Source organism: Streptomyces sp. cg35, from assembly GCF_050410835.1.
Classification (GTDB): Bacteria; Actinomycetota; Actinomycetes; order Streptomycetales; family Streptomycetaceae; genus Streptomyces.
This window is the reverse complement of record NZ_CP191268.1, coordinates 3681522-3695711: the sequence shown is the minus strand read 5'-3', so window position 1 is coordinate 3695711 and position 14190 is coordinate 3681522. Positions and strand designations below refer to the sequence as shown.

The following is a 14190-nucleotide window of genomic DNA, read 5'->3' as shown; positions in this document are numbered from 1 at the left end:
AGGGATCTCGAGGTGTCGTACCGGACGTACCAGAAACGAACCGCCGCGTTCGCGCTCAGCGCGGCACTGGCGGGCTCGGCGGTGCTGATGGCCGCCCCCGCAGCGCAGGCCACGGTCCAAGACGTCAACTACAAGTGCAAGACGCCGATCGGGGACAAGAGCGCCGTCTCCCCGATCGACATGAAGAGCGTCAAGAGCGGCAGCGGCTACAAGATCACGATGTCCTTCCAGAAGGGCGTCTCCTCCAGCCCGGTCGAGCTGGGCAAGGGCGCGATGAACCCCAGCGCGGTCATCAAGCTGGGCGGCGCGGACAGCGGCTCCGTCCCGGTGTCCGGGCCGCCGAACTCCGAGGCGATCCCCGCCAACACCCCGATCAAGATCAGTGACCTGTCGGGGACGTACACGCCGAAGAAGAGCGGCAAGGTGACGTTCACGGCCGGCGTCCTGACCATCAAGGCGCTCGGCACGACGACCACGTGCACGCCCGGCAACAACCCGAAGCCGTCCCTGGAGCTGGACGTGAAGGCCGCGGGCGGCGGCGGTGGCGGTGGCTCGACCGGCGGCTCCGGCTCCTCGGGTTCCTCGGACTCCGCGCCCTCCGGCGGCGACCAGCTCCCGCAGACCGGCCCGCAGGACTCGGCGATCGCGCTGGGCACGCTGGGCGGAACGGTCCTGCTGGCCGGTGCCGCGGGCGCCTTGTGGCTGACCCGCAGGAACCAGTCGGCGCGGTAGATGGCGCCCTGTAAGGGGCGCGGGGAACTGCGCGGGCGACCACGCACGACCCGCACCCGCAGGAAGATCCGCGGCCTGTGCGGCGCAGGGGCGACGGGCGCGGCCCTGGCCGCGCTCGTGCTGCTGTCACCGGCGGCCACGGCGGCCCCGCAGGCATGGACGATCGCCCCGTCCGCGGGCGGCGGGTCACGGCCCGCCGCCCAGGACGGGCGCCCGTACATCTACGCGGAGGGCACCCCCGGCACCGTCCTGGAGGACAAGGTGGCCGTCACGAACCCGACCGCCCGGTCCCTGCGGATCGCGCTGCGCGCCGCCGACGCCGACAACAGGGCCGACGGCGCCCTCGACGTCCGGACCCGGGCGAAGGACACCGGGGCCTGGATCAGATTCGCCGAGAAGTCCGTACGGATCCCGGCCCGCACCCGCGCCGAGATCCCGTTCACGGTCACCGTCCCGGCGGGCGCGACACCGGGCGACCACCCGGGCGCGATCCTGGCCAGCGACGGCGGCCGCACGTCCGGGGTCAGCGTGCACCTGCGGGTCAGCGGCCCCACCCTCTCGGCGCTCACCGTCGAGGACGTCCGGATCGTCGGCGGGGACCGGATCGCGTACGACGTCGTGAACCGCGGCAACACGACACTCACCCCCCGCCTCGCCGTCCAGGCCGACGGGATCTTCGGCAGCGTCCTCGACAAGGGGCCGCGCACCCTGCCGGTGGAGCTGCTGCCCGGCCGCCGGGTCAGTCTCACCGAACCCTGGCACGGCGCCCCCTCGCTCGACGCGGTCGACGTGAAGGTGACGGTCACGGCGGGCGGCGGCGCCAAGGACTCCGCGACGGCCACGGCCCGGTTCGTGCCCTGGGCGCCGCTCGGCGGGGCCCTCGCCGTGCTCGCGGGCGCGGCCTGCGCCGCCTACTGGGCCCTGCGCCGTCGACGGCGACAGGACACCGGCAACCTAAGGAGTGCGCCATGACTCGCCGCAGCGCGCCGGCCACGCGGCTGCTGACCGTTCTCGCCCTCGTGGCCGCGCTCCTCGCGGGCACGGCACCGTGGGCCACCGCCGCGGACAAGCCCACCGTCACCCTCTCCAGGACCCAGGCGGGCACCGGCGGATCGATCACCGTCAAGGGCTCCGGCTGGCGGCCGAGGACCCTGCTGATGATGCTGATCTGCGGGCAGTCCAGCCCGTCGCGCGGTGTCATCGGCGGCACCAACTCCTGTGCCAACGCCGACGGCCTGGCCGTCACCAGCGACGCCGACGGGGCGTTCAGCAAGCGGCTCCCGGTCGCCGAACCGCCCAGGCCCTGCCCGTGCGTCGTCCACGTGGCGACCGTGACCGGCGCCGAGAAGGCGCAGGCGGACGCCGAGTTCAAGGTCGCGGGCCACCCGGTGAAGGCGCTGCCCGCCGAGTCCGGCGACGGACAGCTGTCCATGGTCACCGACACCCGCCTCGACGGATCGAGCGGCGTCCTCACCTGGTTCGGCGCCCCGCCCGCGCGGACGTTCACCTTCACCGTGGGCAACGTCGGCTCGACCCCGGTCAAGGACCCGGTCTTCCAGGTCGGCACCTCCCACGGGGTGTTCGCGCCGCAGTGGGAGGAACAGCAGTGGCGCGGCACGATCCGGCCCGGCCGCAAGGCGCGGATCGAGCTGCCCGTCGAGCTGACGGCCGGCGCCCACGGCAGCTATCTGGTGTCGCTGAAGTACGGCGGGAAGGTGCTGGCCGAACAGCCCTGGGGCGTGGGCCGCCCCTGGGGCGTCACGCTCTTCTGGATCCTGCTGTGCGTCGTCGTGCCCGCCGCCGTCTTCCGCATCGGCATGGCCGTCGTGGACCGGCTGCGCCCGCGCGACCGGCCCTTCCAGGGACGGCACCGCGGCTCCCAGCGCCTGGCCGAACTCACCGTGAGAATGCCCCGGTTGAGGGGTGCGCGGCAGGACGCGGACACCCCGGCCCCCGCCCCGCGTACGGCCGCGGACGCCGCCACGACGACCACCCTGCCCTGGTTCACCCCGGACACCGGTCCCGGCGTGCCCGCGGCCGGACAGCTCTCCGCACCGCCCGACAACAGCCAGACGACGAAAGGAACCACGTGAGCAGGCAACGGAGAGCCGGTGCGGCCGGCTGCGCCCTGATCCTGTCCGGTGCGGGGCTGTGGCTGGCCGCCGCGCCGGCGCACGCGGCCGAGTCCAGCTTCAAGACGGAGTGCATCCCGCCCTCCATCTCGGGGCTGCCGCCGGTCGAGGGCACCACGGTCGCCGACATCACGGCCCCCGCGACCGCGAAGGTCGGCGACGAGATCGACGTGGTCTGGAAGACGACCCAGGCCGCCTCGAAGAACCCCGACGTGCTCGACCTCGACGCCAACACCGTCCAGCCGACGGGCACGGTGAAGGTGGGCGGCGCGCAGACCGGTGACCTGAAGCTCACCGGCGCCCGGGAGAACCCGGCGATCAAGAAGAACAGCCCGATGGTGCTGTCCGACATGAAGGGCAAGCTGAAACTGACCAAGGCCGGGGACGTGACGCTGACCCCGGACGCGTACAACATCAACGTCAACAAGCCGATCTCCACGGACACCAAGTGCACGCCGAAGGAGACGGTCAAGCCCGCCGTGACCATCAAGGTGACGGACGGCGGCGGCGCGACCACCGGCGGGACCTCCACCGGCGGCACCACCAGCGGAACGACCGCCGGCACCACCGGCGGGAGCACGACGGGCGGGTCGACCACGAGCGGCACCTCGGCCGGCTCCACCGCCGGCGGGTCCGACTCCGGGGGCGCCACGACCGGTGGCGGCGGTGGCGGCCAGACCGACTTCACCGGCAAGGAAGTCCAGATCCCGTACGCCTGCAAGACCCCCATCGGCGACAAGAACGCCACGTCCCCGGTGCAGATCAACGCCAAGAAGGACGGCGGGAACTACGCCCTGACGGTGAAGTTCAAGAAGTCGGTCATGGACAGCCCCGCCGACATCCCGGCCGACTCGGTCAAGCCGTCGATGGCGGTCAAGCTGGGCGGCGCCGACAAGGGCACCGTCGCCGTCGAGGGCCCGACCAACAAGGAGCCCATCAAGTCCGGCGACCCGATGACGATCCCGGACCTGACCGGCACCTACAAGCCGGGCGCCGACGGCAAGTCGACCCTGTCGCCGGGCGTCCTCACGGTGAAGGCGCTGGGCACGACGACCACCTGCACGCCGACCAAGACGGAGGTCTCCCTGGAGATCGACACCACGGCGGTGGAGGGCGGCGCGTCCGGCGGTTCCACGGGCGGTTCGGCCGGCGGCTCCACCACGGGCGGCTCGGACGCCACCGGCGGCGGCCTCGCCGAGACGGGCGCCTCGAACGACGGCGCCCTGCGCGCCCTCGGCCTGGTGGCCGGCACGGTGATCCTGCTGGGCGGGGCGGTGTTCACGTTCCTGCCCAAGCGGCGGGCGGCCAGGACCCGCTGACGCGACAGGGCCGCCGCACCGGACGATCGGTGCGGCGGCCCTGTCACGACGGCCGGGCGGGGTGCGTCAGTTGACGCTGCCCATGAGCTCCTTGACCTTCTTGCGGTTCAGCCAGAAGCCGACACCGGCGAGGATCGCGATGGCGGCCTCGGCCGTGACCGCGCCGGTGGTGTTCAGGTTGACGCCGGCCGTCGAGAGCAGACCCGTGACGGAGTCGCCCGCGGTGACCGCGAGGAACCAGACACCCATCATCTGGGAGCTGTACTTGGCCGGGGCCATCTTCGTGGTGACCGAGAGGCCGACCGGGGAGAGGCACAGCTCACCGACGGTCTGGATGAAGTAGATCGCCACGAGCCACATCGGCGAGACGCGGCCGCCGTTGTTGGCGGTGTCGATCAGCGGCATCAGGAAGACGGCGAAGGAGATGCCGATCAGCGCCAGCGACGACGCGAACTTCACGGCCGTGCTCGGCTCCTTGCCGCGCTTGTTGAGCGCGATCCAGATCGAGGCGACCACAGGGGCCAGCGCCATGATGAAGATCGGGTTCAGCGACTGGTACCAGGACGTCGGGAAGTGGAAGCCGAGCAGCTGGTTCGTCGTCGAGCTCTCGCCGAAGATCGACAGGGTCGAGCCGTTCTGGTCGTAGATCATCCAGAAGATGGCGGCGACCACGAAGAACCAGATGTAGCCGGAGAGCTTGGACTGCTCCTCGCCCGACAGCTCCTTGTCGCGCTTCATCCGGGTCAGGACCGCGACCGGGATGATCAGGCCGATCAGGGTGAGCGGGACCAGGATCCAGTTCAGCGTGTAGTGGCCGGTGGCGACGACGATCACGTAGAAGACCGCGGCGACGACCGCCCAGATCAGGCTCTGCCGGAGCGTCTTCGCCTTCTCCTGCGCGGTGGCCGGCTTGACGACGAGGTCGCTCTCCGCGCTCAGGTGGCGGCTGCCCAGCATGAACTGGGCCAGGCCCAGCGCCATGCCGATCGCGGCGAGCGCGAAGCCGAAGTGCCAGTTGACGTTCTCGCCGACCGTGCCGATCGTCAGCGGCGCGAGGAAGGCACCGAGGTTGATGCCCACGTAGAAGACCGTGAAGCCACTGTCGCGGCGCGGGTCCTCGGGGCCCTTGTAGAGGTGGCCGACCATCGTGGAGATGTTGGCCTTGAGCAGACCCGAACCGATCGCGACGAGCCCGAGGCCCGCGAAGAAGGAGCCCGAGCTGGGCAGGGCCAGCGTGATGTGGCCGAGGATCACGACCGCGGCACCGATGGCCACCGTCTTGCGGGGGCCCCAGAAGCGGTCCGCCACCCAGCCGCCGGGCATGGCGAGCAGGTAGACCAGCGACAGGTAGACCGAGTAGATCGCCGTCGCCGTGGCCGCGTTCATGTGCAGACCGCTCGGGGCGATCAGGTACAGCGGGAGAAGGGCCCTCATGCCGTAGAAGCTGAAACGCTCCCACATCTCGGTCATGAAGAGAGTGGCCAGTCCGCGGGGGTGGCCGAAGAAGGTCTTCTCAGAGCCAGGGGTACTGGCCGAGTCCTTCGTCAGGCTGGACGCCATGGTCGATCCTCGTGGGGTGTCGGGACGCGCCGCGCAGAGCGAGTACGCGCCCGGTGGGGGGCGGCCGGCACCGGAGTCCTACCGTCCTCCCCACGCCCGGGGGGATGTGCCCGACGAGAGTTCGTGCGGGACGAGGTACGGCGGACCCGAGATCCACACCTCGCGCGCTTCGTTACGCGCGGGGCCCGGCCACAGGTCATTCCTTTCAACGCTGACAGCAGTCAGCTCACACATGAAAGGGACCTTCGGTGCGCAGTACGCTCCAAAGGTCCCCCAGTAGTGCATCAGGCGTTCGGTCACCATACGACACGACAGTGCGGCATATGGAAGGACTTGAGAGATGGATCACAGGTCCTCGTGGAACCGGCGCGCTGATTCAAAGGCGTTCTTCAGGATCGCACCCCACAGCCGCAGGACGCGAACCCGGAGGTAGAGGTTCCGTTTCGGTCGGGCGCGGCGCGGAGGGCCGCACTCGCCGATCACCCCACAGCCGTCGTCCGGCGCGGACTACCATCACTCCATGACTCGTGTACTGCTCGCCGAGGACGACGCGTCCATCTCGGAGCCGCTGGCCCGCGCCCTGCGCCGGGAGGGGTACGAGGTGGAAGTGCGCGAGGACGGACCCACCGCCGTCGACGCCGGACTGCAGGGCAGCATCGACCTCGTCGTGCTCGACCTGGGCCTGCCCGGAATGGACGGCCTCGAAGTCGCCCGCCGGCTGCGCGCCGAGGGGCACACGGTGCCGATCCTGATCCTCACCGCGCGCGCCGACGAGGTCGACACGGTGGTCGGTCTCGACGCCGGCGCCGACGACTACGTCACCAAGCCGTTCCGTCTCGCCGAGCTGCTCGCCCGGGTCCGGGCCCTGCTGCGGCGCGGCTCCGCCGAGCCCAAGGAGGCGCCGGCCACGCACGGCGTGCGGATCGACGTCGAGTCGCACCGCGCCTGGATGGGCGACGAGGAACTCCAGCTCACGGCCAAGGAGTTCGACCTGCTGCGGGTGCTCGTGCGCGACGCGGGCCGGGTCGTCACCCGCGACCAGCTGATGCGGGAGGTGTGGGACACCACCTGGTGGTCCTCCACCAAGACGCTGGACATGCACATCTCGTGGCTCAGGAAGAAGCTGGGCGACGACGCGGCCAATCCCCGGTACATCGCCACGGTGCGCGGGGTCGGGTTCCGCTTCGAGAAGAGCTGACGCCTCTCGTCCGCGGGGTGCGGGGCGGCGCTCCGGGACGGTGACCTCGGCGCAGGGTCCTTATCCGGGACACTGAGAGCATGCGCCGCCGACTCATCAACTCCACCCTCGCCGTCGTCCTGGTCGTGATCGCCGTCTTCGGGGTCTCCCTCGTCATCGTGGAGACCCGGACCATCAGCAACAGCGCCCAGGACCGCGTCGAGTCGGAGGCGGTGCGGCTCGCCTCCATCGTGGACAGCCGGCTGCTCAGCGGCGAGCAGGTCAACGGCGGCATCCTCGCCGACCAGGTGGCCATCGAGGAGCGCTACGCGGTCGTCGACATCCCGGGCCGCGGCCCCATCGAGCTCGGCAGCAAACCCGAGGGCGACGTCATCACGTACACCGCCGAGGGCGAGCGGGGCGAGAAGGTCACCGTCGAGGAACCCCGCTCGGCCGTGACCCGCGAGGTCGGCCGGACCCTGCTGATCATCGCGGGCGTGGCGCTGCTCGCGGTCGTCGCCGCCGTGCTCCTCGCCGTACGCCAGGCCAACCGGCTCGCCTCCCCGCTCACCGACCTCGCCTCCACCGCGGAGCGCCTCGGCTCCGGCGACCCGCGCCCGCGCCACAAGCGCTACGGCGTGCCCGAGCTGGACCGCGTCGCCGACGTCCTGGACGGCTCCGCCGAGCGCATCGCCCGCATGCTGACCGCCGAGCGGCGCCTGGCCGCCGACGCCTCGCACCAGCTGCGCACGCCCCTCACGGCGCTCTCGATGCGCCTGGAGGAGATCACCATGACCGAGGACCTGGCGGAGGTGAAGGAGGAGGCGACGATCGCCCTCGCCCAGGTCGAGCGGCTCACCGACGTCGTGGAGCGGCTCCTCACCAACTCCCGGGACCCGCGCACCGGTTCGGCCGTCAGCTTCGACCTGGACGAGGTGATCAAGCAGCAGCTGGAGGAGTGGCGCCCGGCCTACCGCAGCGCGGGCCGCGCCATCGTCTCCTCCGGCAAGCGGCATCTGACGGCCGTCGGCACGCCGGGCGCGGTCGCCCAGGTCCTCGCCGCGCTGATCGAGAACTCGCTGATGCACGGCGGCGGCACCGTCGCCCTGCGCACCCGCGTCACCGGCAACCAGGCGGTGATCGAGGTCACGGACGAGGGCCCCGGCGTCCCGTCCGAGCTGGGTTCGCGGATCTTCGAGCGGACGATCAGCGGCCGGAACTCGACGGGCATCGGCCTCGCCGTCGCCCGCGATCTGGCCGAGGCGGACGGCGGACGGCTCGAGATGCTCCAGGCGAGCCCGCCCGTCTTCGGCCTGTTCCTGTCGCGCACGCCGCTGAAGAAGGCCACGGACGGCACGGACCCCGAGACGATCAGGTAGACGATCCGGCGGCGGTCACTTCACGCGCTGCACGGGCTCCGCGGCCGACGCGTCGAGGAACGATTCCGCGCGGGCGACGGCCTCGCGGGCGGGCAGCGCCTTGAAGACCCAGGTCCGGTACGACCAGAAGCGGAACAGGGTCGCCAGGCCCATCCCGAGGAACTTGAAGACGTTGCTCTGCAGCGGGCCGTCCCAGCCGAAGCCGTACGTCGCCGCGTACAGGACCCCGTTCTCGATCACCAGGCCGACCACGCTGAACAGCAGGAACAGCGTGAGTTCCTTGGCGCGGCCGCTCTTGTCGCGGTCGCGGTAGGTGAAGTAGCGGAACCCCACGTAGTTGAAGGCGATGGCGACGACCGTCGCGATCACGCTGGCCCGCACGACCTGCAGGTCCGTGCCGTGCCGCATCAGGTTGAAGACCGCGAAGTTCACGAGGACGCCCAGGGCGCCGACGACGCCGAACTTGGCGATCTCGCGGGCCAGGGCCGCGAAGCGCAGCCGCAGGGCGCCGACGCGGGTCGGAGCGCCGCTCGCCGTACCGGATCGTCGGCCGGTGGTCGCCTTCATAGTGGTCGCCTCAGCCCCCGTCGTCCCCGTCGTGTGGTCGCGCGGCCCCCGTGAGGACCGACCCAGCCATGCTAACCACGCGCCCCCGCGGACGCCCGTGGACGGCGTACATGGAGGTTCGTACAGGAAGAGGGCCGTACGTGTACCGGTCATATGGCCGATACTCTGGGGGTGTGACGTTCCCGGTGGTAGGCATGGTCGGCGGGGGCCAGCTCGCTCGTATGACACACGAGGCGGGCATCCCGCTCGGCATCAGATTCAAGCTCCTCAGTGACACTCCGCAGGATTCCGCGGCGCAGGTCGTCGGCGATGTCGTCGTCGGCGACTACCGCGACCTGGACACGCTGCGCGACTTCGCGCGCGGCTGCGACGTGATCACCTTCGACCACGAACACGTACCGACCGAGCACCTGCGGGCCCTGGAGGCGGACGGCATCCCCGTGCGCCCGGGGCCCGACGCGCTGCTGTACGCCCAGGACAAGGGCGAGATGCGCGCGAAGCTCAGCTCGCTCGGTGTGCCGTGCCCGCGCCACCGGATCGTGACCGATCCGGCCGACGCGGTCGCGTTCGCCGAGGAGGGCGACGGTTTCCCCGTCATCCTCAAGACGGTGCGCGGCGGCTACGACGGCAAGGGCGTGTGGTTCGTGCGCTCCGCGGCGGACGCCGCCGAACCCTTCAAGGCCGGCGTGCCGGTCCTGGCGGAGGAGAAGGTCGACTTCGTCCGCGAGCTGGCGGCGAACGTCGTCCGCTCGCCGCACGGCCAGGCCGTCGCCTACCCCGTGGTCGAGTCCCAGCAGGTCGACGGCGTGTGCGACACGGTGATCGCCCCGGCGCCCGGCCTCTCCGAGTCCCTGGCGGGCGAGGCGCAGGAGCTCGCGCTGCGCGTCGCCCAGGAGCTCGGTGTCGTCGGCCACCTCGCCGTCGAGCTCTTCGAGACCCGCGACGGGCGGATTCTGGTCAACGAGCTGGCGATGCGACCGCACAACTCCGGCCACTGGACCCAGGACGGCGCGGTCACCTCGCAGTTCGCCAACCACGTCCGCGCCGTGCTCGATCTGCCGCTGGGGGACCCCCGGCCGCGCGCCCCGTGGACCGTGATGTGCAACGTCCTGGGCGGCGACTTCCCGGACATGTACAGCGCGTACCTGCACTGCATGGCCCGCGACCCGCAGCTGAAGATCCACATGTACGGCAAGGACGTGAAGCCCGGCCGCAAGGTCGGTCACGTCAACACCTACGGCGAGGACCTGGACGAGGTGCTGGAGCGCGCCCGTCACGCAGCCGGATACCTGAGAGGCACGATCACCGAATGAGTCCTGTGAGCCCCGTAGTCGGCATCGTCATGGGGTCCGACTCCGACTGGCCCGTCATGGAGGCCGCGGCGAAGGCCCTCGACGAGTTCGAGATCCCGTACGAGGTCGACGTCGTCTCCGCGCACCGGATGCCGCACGAGATGATCTCCTACGGCGAGCACGCCGCCGGGCGTGGCCTGAAGGCCATCATCGCGGGCGCCGGCGGCGCCGCCCATCTGCCCGGGATGCTCGCGTCGGTGACGCCGCTGCCGGTCATCGGTGTCCCGGTGCCCCTGAAGTACCTCGACGGCATGGACTCGCTGCTCTCCATCGTGCAGATGCCCGCCGGCGTCCCCGTCGCCACCGTCTCGGTCGGCGGCGCGCGCAACGCCGGACTGCTCGCCGCGCGCATGCTCGCCGCCCACGACGAGGAACTCCTCGGCCGAATGCGGGAGTTCCAGCAGGAGCTGAACGACCAGGCCACCGAGAAGGGCAAGCGGCTGCGCACCAAGGTCGAGGGCGCCGGCTCCGGTTTCGGCTTCGGCAAGTGAGCGGGGAAGTGAGCGACATGACGGACGCGTTGCAGCAGGCCCGGGCGATACTCGCCGAGTTCCCCGTCGTCGACGGGCACAACGACCTGCCCTGGGCGCTGCGCGAGCAGGTCACGTACGACATCGACGCGCGGGACATCGCCGCCGACCAGAGCGCCCACCTGCACACCGACCTGGCCCGGCTGCGGTCCGGCGGCGTCGGCGCGCAGTTCTGGTCCGTGTACGTACGCACCGACCTGACCGGGGACGCGGCGGTCAGCGCCACCCTCGAACAGATCGACTGCGTCGACCAGTTGATCGCGCGGTACCCGGGCGACCTGCGGGCCGCCCTGACCGCCGCCGACATGGAGGCCGCCCGCGCCGAGGGGCGGATCGCGTCGCTGAAGGGCGCCGAGGGCGGCCACTCGATCAACAACTCGCTGGCCACGCTGCGCTCGCTGTACGCGCTCGGCGTGCGCTACATGACGCTCACCCACAACGACAACATCGCGTGGGCGGACTCGGCGACGGACGAGCCGGGCGTCGGCGGTCTGTCGGCGTTCGGCCGCGAGGTCGTCCGCGAGATGAACCGCGAGGGCATGCTCGTCGACCTGTCGCACGTCGCCGCGACGACGATGCGCGCGGCCCTCGACACGACCGAGGCGCCGGTGATCTTCTCGCACTCGTCGTCCCGCGCCGTGTGCGACCACCCGCGCAACATCCCGGACGACGTGCTGGAGCGGCTCCCCGCCAACGGGGGAGTGGCGATGGTGACGTTCGTGCCGAAGTTCGTCCTGCAGGCCGCGGTCGACTGGACGGCAGCCGCCGACGAGAACCTGCGCGCGCACGGCTTCCACCACCTGGACACCTCGCCCGAGGCGATGAAGCTGCACCGCGCCTTCGAGGAGGCCACGCCGCGCCCCGTCGCCACGGCCTCGACGGTCGCCGACCACCTCGACCACATGCGCGAGGTCGCCGGCGTCGACCACATCGGCATCGGCGGCGACTACGACGGCACGGCGTTCACCCCGGACGGCCTCGACGACGTCTCCGGCTATCCGAACCTGATCGCCGAGCTCATCGGCCGCGGCTGGTCCCGCGCCGACCTCGCGAAGCTGACCTGGCGCAACGCGGTGCGGGTGCTCGGCGACGCGGAGTCGGTCGCCCGGGACCTCCAGGCCCGGCGCGGTCCGTCGAACGCGACGCTGGAGCAGCTGGACGGCTGAGAGTCCGCACCACGGCGGACAGCTGAAGGGGCGCCCTGCAGGGCGCCCCTTTCGCGTTCCTCCGCGCCCCGGCGGCCCGGTGGTCCCCCGATCGGCGCACCGTTCCCCCGAACGGAGCCGCCCACCGCGTAGCCGCTCCGCGCCCGTGCCACGGTGGTCCGAACGCTTGTCCCCACATTTTGGCCGGAGCAGTGCCATGGCAGACCTGCAGGATCAACTGAACGCCCCGACGGAAGCGGGCGAGCTCGACCGGCCCGCCCCGCTCGCCGCGTCCCCCGCCTCCCCGACGCCCCCGGCGTCCCCGTCCCCCGAGTCGTCCCCCGAGTCCGACCCCGAGCCGACCGCGGCTCGCGACCTGCTGGCCCTGCACCCCGTCGCGGACGGCTACTGCGGTCTGCCCGGAACCCTGCGCGCGCTGCCCTACTACGACCTGGAACTCGGCGAGAGCTCCGTCGAGGCCGATCTGCCGCGGCTGCGCGCCGGCGGCACCGGGGCCCTGCTGTGGGCGCTGCACGTCAGCACCGACCGGCCGGTCACCTCGGCGCTCGAACAGATCGACCTCGTCAACCACGTCGTCGCCCGCTACCCGGAAGGCCTGCGCCTGGCCCGCTCCGCCTCCGAGACGGCGGACGCCCGCTCGCACGGCCGGATCGCCGTGATCATCGGCCCGGCCCCGGCCGCCGCGGCGGGCGACTCGCTCGGCACCCTGCGCGCCCTGCACGGCCTGGGACTGCGCGCCCTCACGCTGAGCGGCGCGTCCTGGGCGTCCGAGGACGGGCTGACCCCGTTCGGCGAGGAGATCGTCCGGGAGCTGAACCGGCTCGGCATGCTCGTCGACCTGACCGGCGCCTCCGAGGCCACGGCCGTCCGCGCCCTCGCCGTGTCCAAGGCCCCGACGATCCTCAGCCGCTCCGGCGCCCGCGCCCTCAACAGCCACCCGGACAACCTCTCCGACGAGCTGCTCGCCGCGCTCGGCGCGAGCAAGGGCCTGTGCCTGGTGCCCTGCTCGGCGGCCCGCACCGGACCCGCCCTGCGCGACGTGGCCGACCACCTCGACCACGTACGCCGCGTCGCGGGCCCCGAGTCGGTCGGGCTCTCCGGGATGTACGACACCGGGGACGCGCACCCGGAGGGACTCACCGACGCCGCCGGCTACCCGGCGCTGATCGCGGAACTCCTCGACCGCGGCTGGCCCGAGCCCGACCTCGCGCTGCTCACCTGGGGCAACGTCCAACGGGTGCTGCGCGGGGCCGAGTTCACCGCCCGGGCGGCCCGGCAGCGCCGGGGGCCCTCGACCGCGACGCCCTGACCGGCACGGGCTCTCAGCAGGCGCAGAGGCAGAACGGGTGCCCGGCCGGGTCCGCGTAGACCCGCCAGCCGCGGCCGCGGTCCTCGGCGTCGAGCACCGTCGCGCCGAGCGCCAGCACCTCCTTCTCCGCGACGTCCAGGTCCGGCACGGTCAGGTCGAGGTGGAACTGCTGCGAGGCGTCGGCCGCGGGCCAGGCCGGCGCCGCCAGGCCGGGTGCCTTCTGGAACGCCAGCGGGTGCCCGCCCGGCACCTCCAGATCGACCCAGTCGCCGTCGTCCCCGGTGACGGTGGCGCCGAGGACCGCCGCGTAGAAGTCCGCGAGCCTGCGCGGTTCGGGACAGTCCAGGACGACGACGCCGAGCTTCGCGATGGCCATGGCTCCTCCTTCAGTTACCCCTATACGGGCCCTATCGGTAACACCGTTACCACATGGTCCCGTACAAGGGGTAACGTCGCAACCATGAATGACCGTGCGCCCGCACCCGGCGGCCTGGCCCTGGTCGAGGCCCTCGTGAACACGCTGCTCGACATCACGACGGGCGAGGACGCGCTGGACACGGTGGAGGGCAGGGAACGCTTCGGCATCACGGCGGCCGGGGTCGACGCGGCGCGTGAGCTGCGCGAGTCGCTGCGCGCGGCGTGCCTGGCCCACGCGGGCCACCCGCCGCACCGGACGGTGACCCCGCTGAGCGAACTGCTCGCGCGCGCCCCGCTGCGCGTGGCGGTCGACGACCGGGACGGTTCGGCCTCCCTGGTCCCGCTGGACGGCGCGGCACTGGTCTCCCGCGTGGCGAGCGCCATCGCCGAGGCCCGGGCCGACGGCACCTGGCCCCGCCTCAAGGCCTGCGAGGCTCCCGACTGCCACGGGGTGTTCTACGACCGCAGCCCGGCCGGCCGGGGCCGCTGGTGCGACATGCGGGTGTGCGGCGCCCGGGCCAAGATGCGCCGCTACCGGGCGAAGTAGCGT

14 protein-coding genes are annotated in these 14190 nt (G+C 72.0%); 11 read left to right on the top strand and 3 right to left on the bottom strand.

Annotated elements, in window-relative coordinates; translation table 11 throughout:
- The first annotated feature begins 12 nt into the window (after positions 1 to 12).
- From ACQUQD_RS16730 to ACQUQD_RS16715, 4 genes are read left to right on the top strand one after another with little or no spacing between them, the layout of a single operon-like run.
- Positions 13 to 732 (top strand): LPXTG cell wall anchor domain-containing protein, encoded by a 720-nt coding sequence (locus tag ACQUQD_RS16730; RefSeq protein WP_428952882.1) that lies wholly within the window; start codon positions 13 to 15, stop codon positions 730 to 732.
- The gene (locus tag ACQUQD_RS16725; RefSeq protein ID WP_428952881.1) at positions 733 to 1704 is read left to right on the top strand and encodes a hypothetical protein; all 972 of its coding nucleotides are present in this window, start codon (positions 733 to 735) and stop codon (positions 1702 to 1704) included.
- Entirely contained in the window at positions 1701 to 2825 is a 1125-nt protein-coding gene (locus ACQUQD_RS16720) for a hypothetical protein (protein WP_428952880.1), read from the top strand. The genes ACQUQD_RS16725 and ACQUQD_RS16720 overlap by 4 nt, the downstream gene beginning before the upstream one ends.
- Complete coding sequence (locus ACQUQD_RS16715) at positions 2822 to 4183, top strand: hypothetical protein (RefSeq protein WP_428952879.1); 1362 nt, start codon at positions 2822 to 2824, stop codon at positions 4181 to 4183. Before ACQUQD_RS16720 ends, ACQUQD_RS16715 begins: the two co-directional genes overlap by 4 nt.
- 66 nt (positions 4184 to 4249) lie before the next feature.
- Here ACQUQD_RS16715 and ACQUQD_RS16710 read toward each other — a convergent pair whose 3' ends face one another.
- On the bottom strand, positions 4250 to 5743 hold the full coding sequence (locus ACQUQD_RS16710) for a peptide MFS transporter (RefSeq protein WP_428952878.1): 1494 nt from the start codon (positions 5741 to 5743) through the stop codon (positions 4250 to 4252).
- A gap of 520 nt (positions 5744 to 6263) precedes the next feature.
- On the opposite strand from ACQUQD_RS16710, the gene ACQUQD_RS16705 reads away from it, so the two are divergent.
- Both ACQUQD_RS16705 and ACQUQD_RS16700 read left to right on the top strand, forming a co-directional pair.
- The gene (locus ACQUQD_RS16705; protein WP_428952877.1) at positions 6264 to 6941 is read left to right on the top strand and encodes a response regulator transcription factor; all 678 of its coding nucleotides are present in this window, start codon (positions 6264 to 6266) and stop codon (positions 6939 to 6941) included.
- An 80-nt stretch (positions 6942 to 7021) separates the two neighbouring features.
- Complete coding sequence (locus ACQUQD_RS16700) at positions 7022 to 8299, top strand: ATP-binding protein (protein ID WP_428952876.1); 1278 nt, start codon at positions 7022 to 7024, stop codon at positions 8297 to 8299.
- Positions 8300 to 8314: 15 nt separating this feature from the next.
- Here ACQUQD_RS16700 and ACQUQD_RS16695 read toward each other — a convergent pair whose 3' ends face one another.
- Positions 8315 to 8866, bottom strand: coding sequence for a GtrA family protein (locus tag ACQUQD_RS16695; protein WP_428952875.1), 552 nt, complete (start codon positions 8864 to 8866; stop codon positions 8315 to 8317).
- 110 nt (positions 8867 to 8976) lie between these two features.
- Here ACQUQD_RS16695 and ACQUQD_RS16690 point away from each other — a divergent pair, with 110 nt between their 5' ends.
- The 4 genes from ACQUQD_RS16690 to ACQUQD_RS16675 all read left to right on the top strand — a co-directional run bounded on the left by ACQUQD_RS16690 (position 8977) and on the right by ACQUQD_RS16675 (position 13223).
- Positions 8977 to 10179, top strand: a complete 1203-nt coding sequence (locus tag ACQUQD_RS16690) for a 5-(carboxyamino)imidazole ribonucleotide synthase (protein WP_428952874.1) — start codon at positions 8977 to 8979, stop codon at positions 10177 to 10179.
- Complete coding sequence (gene purE / locus ACQUQD_RS16685; RefSeq protein ID WP_428952873.1) at positions 10176 to 10709, top strand: 5-(carboxyamino)imidazole ribonucleotide mutase; 534 nt, start codon at positions 10176 to 10178, stop codon at positions 10707 to 10709. The genes ACQUQD_RS16690 and purE overlap by 4 nt, the downstream gene beginning before the upstream one ends.
- A 17-nt stretch (positions 10710 to 10726) precedes the next feature.
- Positions 10727 to 11914, top strand: a complete 1188-nt coding sequence (locus ACQUQD_RS16680) for a dipeptidase (protein ID WP_428957581.1) — start codon at positions 10727 to 10729, stop codon at positions 11912 to 11914.
- Between the two features lie 196 nt (positions 11915 to 12110).
- Positions 12111 to 13223 (top strand): membrane dipeptidase, encoded by a 1113-nt coding sequence (locus ACQUQD_RS16675; RefSeq protein WP_428952872.1) that lies wholly within the window; start codon positions 12111 to 12113, stop codon positions 13221 to 13223.
- A gap of 13 nt (positions 13224 to 13236) precedes the next feature.
- Here the strand turns inward: ACQUQD_RS16675 and ACQUQD_RS16670 are convergent, their stop codons facing one another.
- On the bottom strand, positions 13237 to 13599 hold the full coding sequence (locus ACQUQD_RS16670) for a VOC family protein (protein ID WP_428952871.1): 363 nt from the start codon (positions 13597 to 13599) through the stop codon (positions 13237 to 13239).
- An 84-nt stretch (positions 13600 to 13683) separates the two neighbouring features.
- Between ACQUQD_RS16670 and ACQUQD_RS16665 the strand changes: the two genes are divergently transcribed.
- Positions 13684 to 14187 (top strand): CGNR zinc finger domain-containing protein, encoded by a 504-nt coding sequence (locus tag ACQUQD_RS16665; RefSeq protein WP_428952870.1) that lies wholly within the window; start codon positions 13684 to 13686, stop codon positions 14185 to 14187.
- Positions 14188 to 14190: the final 3 nt, after the last annotated feature.